Raw genomic sequence first — 12968 nt, forward strand, 5'->3', positions numbered from 1 at the left:
CGCGGCCCTACGAGAGAGGCGCGCGCATCAGCCGCGCCTCCGTGAGTCGCGGACTACCCTCGTCTCCCCCGGCGACGGCCACGATCCATCGCGCGCGACCGTCGGCGAAGGCCGCCAGATCGATCTCGACGACGCCCGCTTCCGCCGACGGCGGGATGAGCTGATCGGTCACGACGACGCCGTCGACGCTGACGAGGAGATGCCGCGCCTCCGGGTCGGCGAGCCATGCGATCCGCAGGCTGGCGGCGGCCGCGCCCCAGTCCTGGAGGACGAAGCTCGCCGCTGCGTGGAATCGACGCCAATGCGATCCGCCGTCGTAGCCGGACTGCGTGCCGGTCAGAGTCAGTCCGTGATCGGACTCGGGCTGCTGCTGGCCGAAGGCGACGACGTCGGCGGTCCGCGCATCGAGCGCGTCGGCACGGTCGTCCTCAGCTACGAGGGCAGCGCGGCGACGGTCGGCATCCCCGTCCGCCGCGTACGGGAACGCGAGGATGTAGCGATCGTCGTGGAGCGAGGCGAACGGTTCCAGGACGATCTCGCGTCGCGTCGCGGTCGCCGGAAGCACCACGTTGCCACCGTCCGTGCGGCGGAACGTCCGCGCATCGTCGGGCGTCAGCACGGGTGCATCGGCGAGAGGGAGCAGCGGCCCACGGGCGATGTGTCCCATGCGCGCGTCTGTCGCGAGCGGATCGACCGGCGGCCCATCGAGACGCTCCGCGAGGACCCGCGGTCCGTCTACGAGCGAAACCCACCCGGATCCATCCGGGGCCTCCACGGCGTGGATGACGGACGGGAGCGCGAGTCGGATCGTCGTCCGCCCGCGCCATTCCCGATCGATGCGGAACCACCCGTCGGAGTCGGGCCGGAACGCGGCGCCGTCGACGCGCGCCTCGACGCCATCGGCGTCTACCCCCTCAGGAACGCGGACTCTCAGGGCGAACGTCTGCGGCGTCGCCGCCGTCACGTGCACGGCCGCGTCGTCCCCGAACGGCCGGTCCGTCTCCGTCTCGATCAGCACATCGCCCCAGCGGGCCCGTGCACCCAGCAGAAGGGCGACGTCGAATCGACCCGGCGCCGTGGCGAACGCGGAGGCCGCGAACCGGGCCGGTGCTTCGAGGCCCGTCCCCATGCAGCACCAGAATCCCGTCTCCCGGCGGGAGTACACCCGGTGATGGCCGGGCCGGTGCGAGGTGAAGTAGACGATGCCGCCGTGATCGGGATGCTGCGCCGACAGGATGTGCGCGCTCAGCGCGCGCTCGATGAACCCCAGCTGCTCGTCGGCCCCGTCGAGCCGGTGGAGCTCGCGGGCGAGTTCGACCATGTTCACCGTGTTGCAGGTCTCCGGCCCCTCGCGCGCCGTGAACACGCTGGACCAATCGTCCCGTGGTGGGAAGTGCTCTCGCACGCTGTTCCCGCCGATCACGGTCGTCCGGTGCGTCGTGACGCTCGTCCAGAAAGTACGTGCCGCGGCAGCGAACTCGTCGCCCCTTCCGATGCGCGCGAGGACAGCGTGACCCACCACGATCGGGATCTGCGCGTTCGCGTGCAATCCGTCGAGCGGGTCCCGACCGGCGGCGAGCGGCTGCCAGAGCTCGCGCACCGCGAGACGGCCCGCGAGCGTCGCGGCATCCTCGTCGCCGGCGTACTCCGCCCAGCGGGCAAGGGTCGCCGAGAGACCGCCGGACTCGGTCCGGAGGATCAGCTCGACATCGGCGTCGCTGATCGGGGTGAAGACACGGATCCACCACGCCACGAACTCCTCCGCGAGGGTCCGTCCGAGCGGCGAATCCGCGTGCACCGCCGCGTCGACGACCCCGGTCAGGACCTTGTGGAGGTTGTACAGCGGAACCCAGCGTCCGTCGAGGTCGAAGGTCTGCGGCTCGATCCGGCCGCTCTCGATCTCGCGCCACAGGGCGACGCCGTCGGGAACACCGCCGATGTAACCCGTCCCGAGCGTCACCTGGCATTCACGGAGTCCGGTCAGGAGCAGTTCGAGTCGTTCGAGCGCCGACGCGGATCCTCCCGCGGCGTGGGCGGAGAGCGCGCTCAGAACGTGCCCGAGCGTGTGCCCGTCGAGCCCCTCCGCCTCCCACCCGCCGTACCCGGGACCGGTGGGCACGGCGGCCTCGCGTCGGAACGGCGCGAGCAGCCGATCGGGGTCGAGCTCCAGGGCCGTCCGCAGAGCACGCTCCTGCGCTCGCGCGAACGGCCCCGACGTCAGCGTGACGGCGCCGAGCGGCAGCGGTTCCGCTCCTGTCATCCCGCGGTCCGCACCCGGACGGTGACGATGCTCCGCGGCGGCAGCGAGAGCCGGAGGTCGCTGCCCTCGACGACGGTGCCGCCGAAGTCGACCGGCGCGACGGCATCCGGTTCGTCGAACGTGTTGTGACCGGATGCCGCCGCGTGCAGGAGGCGCGCGCTGACCACCTCGCCGACGCGTTCGGGCAGGCGCAACGCCAGCTCGGCTTCGGCCTCGAGGTCCCAGTTCACCGCGCTCACGGTGTAGACGTCGTCCTTCACGCTGACGGTGTGGTCGAGGTGCGCGCCGCCCCGGCCGCCCGGACGCCCGCCGTCGTCGACGGTGTCGACGAACTCGGCGTCCTGGTGGTCGACGTACATGCCGAACGCGTGGAACGTCGGGGTCTTCAGCATGCGCGCGCCGTCGGTCAGGAGCATCGCCTGCAGGACGTTCACCATCTGCGCGATGTTCGTCATCCGCACGCGCGCGGCGTGCCGGTGGAAGATGTGGAAGTTGACGGCCGCGACGATCGCGTCGCGCATCGTGTTCTGCTGGAACAGGAAGCCGGGGTTGGTCCCCTGCTCGACGTCGTACCAGGTGCCCCACTCGTCGACGAACAGCCCGACGCGGCGCGACGGGTCGTAGCGGTCCATGATCTCGCCGTGACGCCGCAGGAGCGTGTCCATGGCGCGGGTGCGGTGGATGGTGTCGTACCAGGCGGCGTCGTCGAAGCTCAGCGCGGCGCCCTTCACGTCCCACTCCCCCGTCGGGAGCGTGTAGTAGTGCAGGCTGAGCGCGTCCATGTGCCCGGCGGCGCGCGCCATGAGGACGTCCGTCCACTCGTAGTCGTCGGCGTTCGCACCGCAGGCGACCTTCGCGACGTGGCTGTCGCCGTAGTCGCGCACGAACGTCTGGTACTGGCGGTAGAGGTTCGCGTAGTGGAGCGGGAGCATGTTGCCGCCGCATCCCCAGCTCTCGTTTCCGACGCCGAAGAACTGGAGCTTCCACGGCTGGTCGCGCCCGTGCGCGCGGCGGAGTTCGGCCATCGGGGTGTGCTTGTCGAGGGTCATGTACTCGACCCAGTCCTGCATCTCCGCGACGGTTCCACTTCCGACGTTGCCGTTCACGTAGGCCTCGGCGTCGAGCTGGTGGAGGAGCTCGAAGTACTCGTGGGTGCCGAAGGTGTTGGGGTCGACGACCCCGCCCCAGTGCGTGTTCACCATCGCACGACGCTGCTCCGTCGGCCCGACGCCGCCGAGCCAGTGGTACTCGTCGGCGAAGCAGCCGCCCGGCCAGCGGACCACGGGGACCTTGATCTCGCGCAGCGCGGCGATCGCATCGGTCCGCAGGCCGTTCTTGTGCGGGATCCCGTCCTGCTCGCCGACCCACAGGCCCTCGTAGATGCCGCGGCCGAGGTGCTCGGCGAACTGGCCGTAGATGCGTCGGTCGATGCGGTGGGCGCGGGTCGTGGCGGTGATGAGGCTCATACGGTTCTCTCCATCGAGGGTGTGAGGTCGGATCAGGACAGGCGGATGTCGGGCAGGTCGGCGAGTCGGGCGAGCGCCGATCCGACGCGGCCACCGCGGTGGAACACCGGGATCGATGCCAGGGGCGCGTCGACGGTGATGGTCTGCCCGCCACGGTGCGTCTTCCCCGTTCGAGCATCGGTCCACTCGGCACCCGCCGGGAGGTAGACGTCCCACCGGGTCGCCCCCGGCGAGGTGACCGGGGCCACGAGGACGTCGGGGCCGAACAGGAACTGCCCCGGGGTCGTCCACGCGCGATCGTCATCGGGGAACTCGAAGAACATGCCGCGCATGACGGGGGCTCCGTATCGGTGGGCATCCGCCATCGCCTCGCGCGTGTAGTCCCGGAGATCCTCGCGCAACCGGATGTACTCCACGAGGAGGGCCTCGATCTCCTCACCGAAACTCCACACCTCGTTGTCGGCACCGGTGCCGACGCGCGCCACGGCCTCGGCGTCGAGGATCGGGACTCCGGGCACCCGGTCGCCGTGCAGGCGCATGACAGGACTGAAGGCGCCGAACTGGAACCAGCGGATGAGGAGCTCGTGGAACGCGGGTTCGCGCACGTCGCCGCCGGCGAATCCGCCGATGTCGGTCGTGAACCACGGGATGCCGGCGGCCCCCATGTGGACTCCCGCAGCGATCTGCGCCTTCAGATCGGGGAAGGTCGAGTGCACGTCCCCCGACCACACCAGCGCCCCATGTCGCTGCGATCCGGCCCAGGCTGCGCGAACGAGCGAGACCGGCTGATCGTTCCCGTCGGCGCGGAGACCGTCGGCGATCGCGCGGGTGAATTCGCGCGGGTAGAGGTTGGCGACCTGCGCGCTCGGTCCTGCCGCCAGCCGGTAGTTCTCGAAGTGGTAGGCCCCGTACTCCGGTTCGGCCTCGTCCAGCCAGAAGGCGGTGATCCCGTAGGCGCCGTAGTTGTCGGCGAGCTTCTGCCAGAGGTACTCCCGTGCGCGTGGCTCGGTCACATCGAGGAACCTGGTGTACTGCCCGTCGAAGTAGTACTGCACGTCGATGCCGCGCCGAGTGCGCACGAGCATGTTCCCGTCGCGCAGCTCGTCCCAGTTCTCGGACTGCGGTACGACCTGCGGCCACACCGAGACCATGAGCTCGATCCCGAGCTCACGCAACTCCGCGGTCATCGCGGCGGGATCGGGCCAGAACTCCTCCTCGAAGCGCCAGTCCCCCATCCACCGCCAGTGGAAGAAGTCGGCCACGATGACGTCGATCGGGATGCCGCGGCGCCGGTACTCACGCGCGACGGTGAGAAGCTCCTCCTGCGTCGAATAACGGAGCTTGCACTGCCAGAACCCGAGGCCGTACTCCGGCATCATCGGCGCATGCCCGGTCGCCTCGGCGTAGGCGGCGGCGATCTCGGCGGGGCGGGGATCGGCGCACACCCACCAGTCGAACTGGGTCGCGCTGTCGGCTTCCCACTCCGTGCGGTTGGAGCCGAACACCGCGCGGCCGATCGCAGGAAGGTTCCACAGGAAGCCGTAGCCGGCGCTCGAGACGACGAACGGGACGGACGTCTGCGAGTTCCGATGCGCCAGCTCGAGCACCGTGCCCTTCAGATCGACGAGATCCTGCTGGTACAGCCCCATCCCGACCAGGTGCTCGTCGGACGGGGTCGCGAGGCTCAGCCGCAGCCGGTGGTCGCCTCCCTCGGTGGGACGGAACTCGCGCGCGGAGAGCTTCAACGCCCCGCCGTCGCGGATCTCCTCGAACAGGAGGCGGCCGTCGGCATCCCGCACCTGCAACCGCAGTCGGCGCGTGTGGAACCCCACGGACCAGTCGTGGTAGTCCTCTTCCTCGGCGACGACGCGGACCCCACCGGCCGCGACGGTCGCGACCGCTCCGTCGATCGACACCCGGGCGCGGGAGTCGGGGACGTCGACGAGGGCGCCGGGGGCGTCGTCGAGCGGGCCGAGGGCGGCACGCACACGCACGCCGCGCCCCCACGCATCGATCGAGACCGTCTGGCCGTCGCCGCGCCAGAGCACGCCGGTGTCCGAGGGGTGGAACGTCATGAAGTCGCCTTTCGGGGAGCGGCGGCCGTGCTCCCACGCACGACCAGTCGGGTGGGGACGAGCAGCCGATGGACGGCGTCGGCATCGTCGATGCGTGCGAGGAGGACGTCGACGGCGGCGCGCCCGACCTCCTCGAATTCCTGGTGGACCGAGGTGAGCGGCGGCCAGAACTGGGCCGCCTCGGGCATGTCGTCGAAACCCACGACGCTGACCCGGGAGGGAATCGAGACACCTGCTTCGTGGAAGGCGCGGAGCACTCCGAGGGCCATCTGGTCGTTGGCGGCGAAGACGGCGGTGACGGCGGAATCCCCGCGGAGACGGCATCCCGCGTCGTATCCGGACCGCGCGCTCCAATCGCCACGCTCGAGCGACGGTGCCGCGCGGCCCGCCGCCGTCAGCGCCGCGCGCCACCCGTGCTCGCGACGGACGGCGGAGTACGAGCTCGCCGGGCCCGCCACGTGGTGGACGGTCTCGTGGCCGAGGTCGAGGAGGTGGGTCACGGCTTGACCCGCGCCCATCGTCTGATCGGTGTCGACGAACGAGCGATCCTCGAGAGCGGAGGCGTCGACGACGACCACCGGCAGATCATCGGGCAGCGGAAGGTCCTCCCCTGCCGAGAGATGATCTCCGATCGCCACGACGAGTCCGTCCACGGCCTGATCGCGCACGCGCTCGATCGCCTCGGCGACGGCGCTGCGATCGAACGTCGCGGTGGGGACGAGCGCGACGGCGTAGCCCGATGCGGCACCCGCCCGCGAAATGGCTTCCCACGTGCGGACGCTCCCGTAGGAGGTCAGATCGCTCATGATCACGCCGATGCTGCGGTACCGAGCCGAGCGGAGCGCACGCGCCGCCCGGTTCGGTCGATACCCGAGCTCCCGCATACTCGCGAGAACGCGCTCCCGCGTCGGGTCATCGACCCGCGCCGCTCCCGTCACGACCCGCGACACCGTCTGCGCCGAGACGCCCGCGTGGCGAGCGACATCGGCCTGCGTCGGCCCCCCGTGGGGCGTTCCGCCACGACGTGCCATGGGCTCACTGGAGGGTGCAGCGACACCCGTCTCCGGGGCCGGTCGCGTGCTACGCTGAGGCGACATGATTGCGTAAACATAGCAGTTCACGCAGCGGCAGGACACCCCTTCTCGATACGGCAGGGCGTCCAGACGACCAGCTCCGAGTGGAGATCACATGAGCACCTTCGCCATCGGCGACAGCGACTTCCTCCTGAACGGAGAACCGCACCGGATCATCTCCGGAGCTATGCACTACTTCCGCATCCACCCCGGCGACTGGGCCGACCGGATCCGCAAAGCCCGCCTCATGGGCCTGAACACCATCGAGACGTACGTCGCCTGGAACGCGCACGAACCCGTCGAAGGTCGGTGGGACGACACGGGCGGGCTCGACCTCGGTCGGTTCCTGGACCTGGTCGCCGCCGAGGGACTGCACGCGATCGTGCGGCCCGGGCCGTACATCTGCGCCGAATGGCACAACGGGGGCCTGCCGACCTGGCTGACGGCGACCCCCGGCATCCGGTTACGACGGACGGATGCCGCCTATCAAGCCGCGCTCGAGACGTACCTGCGCCGCGTGTACCGCATCGTCGCGCCGCGCCAGGTCGACCATGGCGGCAACGTCGTGCTCGTGCAGATCGAGAACGAGTACGGAGCCTACGGCTCGGACAAGGACTACCTGGCGGAACTCGTCCGCGTGACCCGGGACGCGGACATCACGGTTCCCCTGACCACGGTGGACCAGCCCGAGCCCGACATGCTCGAGGCCGGGTCGCTCCCCGGTCTCCACCTCACCGGGTCGTTCGGTTCGCGCGCACACGAACGGCTCGCGACGCTCCGCGAGCACCAGCCCACCGGACCCCTGATGTGCTCGGAGTTCTGGGACGGCTGGTTCGACTGGTGGGGCGGGCCGCACCATACGACGGATGCCGCGACGGCCGCCGCCGAGCTGGACGACCTCCTTTCCGCCGGCGCGTCGGTGAACATCTACATGTTCCACGGCGGGACGAACTTCGGGACGACGAACGGCGCGAACGACAAAGGTCGCTACCTGCCGATCGTGACGTCCTACGACTACGACGCCCCGCTGGACGAGGCCGGCGATCCCACCGCGAAGTACCGGGCATTCCGCGACGTCATCGTGAAGTATGCGGACGTGCCCGCGGAGGTTCCCGCTGACGCCGCACCGCGGCCGGAGCTCACCGTGTCGCTGTCGCCCGCCTCACGGCACTCCGGCGAGAGCCGGGCCTCCCTGCGCGGACTCGTCACGTTCGAGCGCGCCGCGCACACGGGCCCTCTGCTGCGTTACGAGACACGCCTGCCCGAGGGATTCTCGGGCGGCGTGCTGACGATCGGCGAGGTCCGCGATCAGGCCTGGGTGTCCGTCGACGGCGTCCGCATCGGGTCGCTCTCGCGGACGCGTCACGAACACGCCCTCCGGCTGCCCGCGGGCACGAGCCTGTCGATCCTCGTGGAAGAGCAGGGTCGCGTGAACTACGACGACCGCCTCGGGGAGCTCAAGGGTCTCATCGGATCGGTCACCGTCGACGGTCATGAGCTGTCCGGGTGGCGGACGACGCCCGTTCCCCTCGACCAGGCCGCGGCGGCACCGGAGCTGCTCGTGGCAGAGGGCGTCTTCGATCTCGACGCTCCGTCCGATCTGTTCCTCGACACGACCGGATGGGGCAAGGGCTACGTCTTCGTCGGCGACTTCCTGCTCGGCCGGTACTGGTCGAACGGTCCGCAGCGGACGCTCTACGTCCCGGCCCCCGTGACACGGGCCGGATCGAACGCGATCACGGTCGTCGAGATCGAACAGCCCGTGCCCGCGTCGGCGCGATTCGTCAGCGCGCCGTCCCTCGGTCCCCTTCACGAGTGACGACCCGCCACGGCGCGATCACCGACCGACGGTGACCCCCGGTGAGAACGCGACGTAGCCGGAGAAGTCCGCTCCGACACGATCGAACGCGGACGGGTAGGGGTTGGGGTAGGACCAGGCGCCATCGGTGATCCGCTGGGAGCCGGCCTCGACGTGGAAGTACTGGCATTCGCCCTTCCACGGACACGTGTACGGCGTGGGGCTCTCGACGAGAACACCTTCCTTCACGGATGCCGGCGGGAAGTACGCGTTCCCCTCGATCCGGATGATCTCGTCGTCGGCCGCCTCCGCGATGACGGTCTCGCCGATGGTCGCTTTCATGTGTTCTCCGATCGCCCGAAAGGTGTGGGCTCAGAGTACGCCCGCCGGAGAGTAGCGTGGGCGGGTGAACGGAGCACGTCGGCACCAGACGACCTCGATGAGCGGGCCCGGCTTCCGCGCCTGGCTCATCTGGGGCACGGGGGTCGCCGCCTACGTCCTCGCAGTGACGAACCGTACGTCCCTCGCCGCGGTCGGCGTCGACGCGGCGGACCGATTCCAGGCGGATGCGGCGACGCTCTCCCTGTTCGCGGTCGTCCAGCTCGCCGTGTACGGCGGGATGCAGATCCCGGTGGGCGTCCTTCTCGACCGCTACGGGTCCCGGCCGATCATGACGATCGGGATGCTCCTCATGGCCGTCGGGCAGCTCACAATGGCCCTCTCCCCCAGCGTCGGCGTCGCGATCGTCGCCCGCATGCTGCTGGGAGCCGGGGATGCCGCGGTCTTCCCCGCCGTCCTGCGCCTCGTCGCGACGTGGTTCCCCGCCCAGCGGGGTCCTCTCATGGTGCAGCTGACCGGGATCCTCGGCCAGGCGGGACAGCTCGTCGCCGTGATCCCGATCGCCGCCGTCCTCCATGCCACGAGTTGGACGGTGACGTTCGGGGGCATCGCCGGACTCTGCGTCCTGTTCGCCGTCCTCGTCTTCGCGCTCGTGCGGAACCGGCCGCCGGAGCTCGCCCGCGACGTCAGCGTCGACACCGACACCGGTGCCATCCGCGTCGTGACCTCCACGGTCGATACCGGCGTCGGGATCCGCGCCGCCCTGGCTCACCCCGGAACCCGACTCGCGTTCTGGTCGCACTTCACGACGCCGTTCGCGGGGACGGCGTTCATCCTGTTGTGGGGGTTCCCGTACCTCACGGCGGGCGAGGGTCTCACCACGGGACAGGCCGGTGTGCTCACCTCGCTCTACGTGTTCGCCGGGATGGCTCTGGGGCCGGTCCTCGGAGAGCTCTCCCGTCGCGCACCGCACCGCCGTTCGCGCGCGCTCGTCCTGCCCGCCGTCGCCTTCCAGCTGGTCGCCTGGACGGCCGTCATCGTCTGGCCCGGCCGAGCGCCCATCTGGCTGCTCGTCATCCTGCTGGTCGCCCTGGCCATGGGCGGCCCGGCATCCATGATCGCCTTCGATCACGCTCGTACTCACAACCCGTCTCACCGCCTCAGCACGGCGACGGGAGTCACGAACGCCGGCGGATTCCTCGCCGCACTGCTCGCGATCTTCGCCATAGGCCTCGTGCTCGACCTGCAGAGCGCCGGAACACCCGACACCTACCGCCTCGACGCCTTCCGGATCGCCTTCCTCGTCCAGATCCCGCTCTGGCTCGTCGGCGCCACATTCATCAGCATCGAACGGCGACGCACCCGCATCCACATCGGCATGGATCCTCCCCGCACATCTCGGCGCTGACCGGACACGACGATGGCCCGCCCCCGCAGGGGCGAGCCATCGGAGTCTGTCGCAGATCAGACGGTGCCGTCTCCCGACGTACGCGTCTCGGAGCGGGTGACACGCTCCCCTGCAACGGGGTCGACCGTTCGGACGGTCGACTCGCTGGAACGCCGACGCATCATCAGCACGAGGCCGATGATGAAGACGACGACACCGGCGCCCATCAGGATGTAGCCGATCAGGTCGAGGTTGACGTACTCCACATCGACGTTGACGGCGAACGTCAAGATGGCGCCGATCACGAACAGCACGATTCCGGTTCCGATGCTCATGCGCACACTCCCTCTCTTGGCGGTGTGATCCGATCATCGCGGATGCTGATAGGACGCTGAAAGCCCTTGACAGACGCCCGTCAGGAGTTTCGCCGCGGCTCGACGTCGATCCAGTCCCCGTACTTCGCCTCGCGTCCGTCGCCGGAGGACGTCCCGGTCAGACGTCGACGCATCCACGGCCCGAGGTGCTCGCGGAAGTATCGCGCGCGGCCGAGAGCGACGTCCGTGTCGGGCTCGTCGAGCCGCCACCACTCGTCCGGAGCGTGCTCTCCGAGCGCGGAGAGCACGCGTGCCGCGACGCGGTGGTGGCCGCGAGCGTTCATGTGGAGGCGGTCCTGCGACCAGTAGAAGGGATCGGACAGGTCCGTGTCCGGCCAATTGAGCGCGACGACGAGGTCGTCGCGCCCCTCGATCCGCTCGGTCACCGCACGCGAGAGCTCGTCTCCCCGGCGCTGGATGAGGCCGGGCAGCGGCAGCTGCGCCGACGGGTTGGCCCCGGAGAGGACGACCATGGTGACGCCCTCCTGGTCGCAGCGTCGCAGCACATGCGAGTAGACGTCGGCGACGCGAGCGATGGGTGTGCGCGGGCGCAGCATGTCGTTCCCGCCGCCGTTGAACGACAGGTGCGTCGGGCGCAACGCGAGCGCGCGCTCGAGCTGCTCGTCGACGATCGGTTGGATGAGCTTGCCGCGGATCGCGAGGTTCGCGTACGAGATCGCCTGTCCGCGCGAGTCCGCCCAGCCCTGTGCGACCAGATCCGCCCAGCCTCGGACGGTGCCGTCGGGCAGCTCGTCGCCGACACCTTCCGTGAACGAGTCCCCGATCGCGACGTAGCGGATGTCCTGCGGCATCCCCTCAGCCTACGACTCAGTCCGCAAGAGCCCGCCCGCGCGATTCGGCGAGACCCCAGGTAGCCGCGGCCGCCACCGCGAAGAAGGCGCTCAGCACGACGAAGACGACGGGGATGCCGCCGGCGGCCTGAAGGGCCGGGACGACGGGTGGGGCCAGAATCGACGCGATCCGGCCGATGCCCGCGGCCCAGCCCGCTCCGGTCGCGCGGAGCGAGGTCGAGTAGGTCTCCGGGGTCACGGCGTAGAGCGCACCCCACGCACCGAGGTTGAAGAACGACAACGCCATCCCGGTCGCGAGGATCATCGGCACGGTGGTCGCCTGACCGAACAGGATCGCGGCGACGGCGGAGCCTGCCAGGAAGACCGAGAGCGTCGCGCGCCGTCCCCACTTCTCGATCAGCCACGCGGCCACGGCGTACCCGGGGAGCTGCGCCAGCGTGATCAGGAGAGTGAACTCGAAGCTGCGCACGAGCCCGAATCCCTGCGAGACGAGGAGCGTCGGAATCCAGATGAAAGCGCCGTAGTAGGAGAAGTTGACGCAGAACCAGACGATCCAGAGGGATGCCGTCCGGCGGCGCATGCCGGGGGCCCACAGGCCGCGGAGTCTCTCTCCCACGGTCGCCCCCCGAGCTGCGGGGGTGTCTGCGGCCTCGGCGGCCGAGGTGGCAGGGCGACCCAGCAGCGTCGGCGAGGACTCCAGTCCCGCGACGACGCGTTCGGCTTCCGCCGCACGACCTCGCGAGGCGAGCCAGCGAGGCGACTCCGGCAGAGCCCATCGCACGATGAGTGCGTAGACCGCGGGGACGGCGCCGATGGCGAGAGCCCAGCGCCAGCCCTCGGGTACCGACGGGATGACGAGGTATCCGATGAGAGCGGATGCCGTCCAGCCGACGGCCCAGAACGCTTCGAGCACCACGATGATGCGTCCCCGCATCCGTGCCGGCGCGAACTCGCTGACGTAGGTGCTCGCGACGGGCAGCTCGGCACCCAAGCCCAACCCGACGACGAAGCGCAACGCGATGAGGGCGACCAGCCCGCCCGAGAGTGCACTCGCCCCCGTCGCGAGGCCGTACACGAGCAACGTGAGGGCGAAGACCGAGCGCCGACCGATCCGGTCTGCGAGCAGTCCGCCCACCGTCGCGCCGATAGCCATGCCCGCGAATCCGGCGGATGCGATCCAGGAGGTGGACGCCGTCGTGAGACTCCATTCGCTGACGAGTGCCGCGATGACGAACGAGATGAGACCGACGTCCATCGCGTCGAGCGCCCACCCGGTGCCCGATCCCGTCAAGACCCTCAGGTGAGTTCGGGTGAAAGGCAGGCGATCGAGCCGGCTGGCGACGGAGCCGGTCGTGGTCGTTGTCATCCCTGCATCGTACGAGCA

General features: G+C 70.0%; 10 protein-coding genes. 2 read left to right on the forward strand and 8 right to left on the reverse strand.

Annotated features, from left to right (window positions below; genetic code table 11):
• Window positions 1-7 precede the first annotated feature (7 nt).
• From BBA86_RS04715 to BBA86_RS04730, 4 genes are read right to left on the reverse strand one after another with little or no spacing between them, the layout of a single operon-like run.
• Window positions 8-2260 (reverse strand): beta-L-arabinofuranosidase domain-containing protein, encoded by a 2253-nt coding sequence (locus BBA86_RS04715; RefSeq protein WP_065570514.1) that lies wholly within the window; start codon window positions 2258-2260, stop codon window positions 8-10.
• Window positions 2257-3726, reverse strand: coding sequence for an alpha-N-arabinofuranosidase (locus BBA86_RS04720; RefSeq protein WP_065570515.1), 1470 nt, complete (start codon window positions 3724-3726; stop codon window positions 2257-2259). Before BBA86_RS04720 ends, BBA86_RS04715 begins: the two co-directional genes overlap by 4 nt.
• Window positions 3727-3758: 32 nt before the next feature.
• The gene (locus BBA86_RS04725; protein ID WP_065570516.1) at window positions 3759-5801 is read right to left on the reverse strand and encodes a TIM-barrel domain-containing protein; all 2043 of its coding nucleotides are present in this window, start codon (window positions 5799-5801) and stop codon (window positions 3759-3761) included.
• Entirely contained in the window at window positions 5798-6832 is a 1035-nt protein-coding gene (locus BBA86_RS04730; RefSeq protein ID WP_065570517.1) for a substrate-binding domain-containing protein, read from the reverse strand. Before BBA86_RS04730 ends, BBA86_RS04725 begins: the two co-directional genes overlap by 4 nt.
• A 157-nt stretch (window positions 6833-6989) precedes the next feature.
• Between BBA86_RS04730 and BBA86_RS04735 the strand changes: the two genes are divergently transcribed.
• Window positions 6990-8693, forward strand: coding sequence for a glycoside hydrolase family 35 protein (locus tag BBA86_RS04735; RefSeq protein ID WP_065570518.1), 1704 nt, complete (start codon window positions 6990-6992; stop codon window positions 8691-8693).
• An 18-nt stretch (window positions 8694-8711) separates the two neighbouring features.
• Here the strand turns inward: BBA86_RS04735 and BBA86_RS04740 are convergent, their stop codons facing one another.
• Complete coding sequence (locus tag BBA86_RS04740; RefSeq protein WP_065570519.1) at window positions 8712-9014, reverse strand: DUF427 domain-containing protein; 303 nt, start codon at window positions 9012-9014, stop codon at window positions 8712-8714.
• Between the two features lie 97 nt (window positions 9015-9111).
• Here BBA86_RS04740 and BBA86_RS04745 point away from each other — a divergent pair, with 97 nt between their 5' ends.
• Window positions 9112-10419: an MFS transporter gene (locus BBA86_RS04745; protein WP_065572183.1), complete on the forward strand. Its 1308-nt coding sequence runs from the start codon at window positions 9112-9114 to the stop codon at window positions 10417-10419.
• Window positions 10420-10475: 56 nt separating this feature from the next.
• Here BBA86_RS04745 and BBA86_RS04750 read toward each other — a convergent pair whose 3' ends face one another.
• The 3 genes from BBA86_RS04750 to BBA86_RS04760 form a co-directional block, all read right to left on the reverse strand.
• Window positions 10476-10733 (reverse strand): DUF6458 family protein, encoded by a 258-nt coding sequence (locus BBA86_RS04750; RefSeq protein ID WP_065570520.1) that lies wholly within the window; start codon window positions 10731-10733, stop codon window positions 10476-10478.
• A gap of 80 nt (window positions 10734-10813) precedes the next feature.
• Window positions 10814-11584, reverse strand: coding sequence for an SGNH/GDSL hydrolase family protein (locus BBA86_RS04755; protein WP_065570521.1), 771 nt, complete (start codon window positions 11582-11584; stop codon window positions 10814-10816).
• Between the two features lie 16 nt (window positions 11585-11600).
• Window positions 11601-12950 (reverse strand): MFS transporter, encoded by a 1350-nt coding sequence (locus tag BBA86_RS04760; protein ID WP_065570522.1) that lies wholly within the window; start codon window positions 12948-12950, stop codon window positions 11601-11603.
• Window positions 12951-12968: the final 18 nt, after the last annotated feature.

The sequence above is a fragment of the Microbacterium oleivorans genome (assembly GCF_001691565.1).
Lineage (GTDB): Bacteria > Actinomycetota > Actinomycetes > Actinomycetales > Microbacteriaceae > Microbacterium > Microbacterium oleivorans_B.

Coding starts and splice junctions, on each gene's coding strand:
- BBA86_RS04720 (WP_065570515.1), bottom strand. CDS start 3,726: ATGAGCCTCATCACCGCCACGACCCGCGCCCACCGCATCGACCGACGC.
- BBA86_RS04725 (WP_065570516.1), bottom strand. CDS start 5,801: ATGACGTTCCACCCCTCGGACACCGGCGTGCTCTGGCGCGGCGACGGC.
- BBA86_RS04735 (WP_065570518.1), top strand. CDS start 6,990: ATGAGCACCTTCGCCATCGGCGACAGCGACTTCCTCCTGAACGGAGAA.
- BBA86_RS04740 (WP_065570519.1), bottom strand. CDS start 9,014: ATGAAAGCGACCATCGGCGAGACCGTCATCGCGGAGGCGGCCGACGAC.
- BBA86_RS04745 (WP_065572183.1), top strand. CDS start 9,112: ATGAGCGGGCCCGGCTTCCGCGCCTGGCTCATCTGGGGCACGGGGGTC.
- BBA86_RS04750 (WP_065570520.1), bottom strand. CDS start 10,733: ATGAGCATCGGAACCGGAATCGTGCTGTTCGTGATCGGCGCCATCTTG.
- BBA86_RS04760 (WP_065570522.1), bottom strand. CDS start 12,950: ATGACAACGACCACGACCGGCTCCGTCGCCAGCCGGCTCGATCGCCTG.
- BBA86_RS04755 (WP_065570521.1), bottom strand. CDS start 11,584: ATGCCGCAGGACATCCGCTACGTCGCGATCGGGGACTCGTTCACGGAA.
- BBA86_RS04715 (WP_065570514.1), bottom strand. CDS start 2,260: ATGACAGGAGCGGAACCGCTGCCGCTCGGCGCCGTCACGCTGACGTCG.
- BBA86_RS04730 (WP_065570517.1), bottom strand. CDS start 6,832: ATGGCACGTCGTGGCGGAACGCCCCACGGGGGGCCGACGCAGGCCGAT.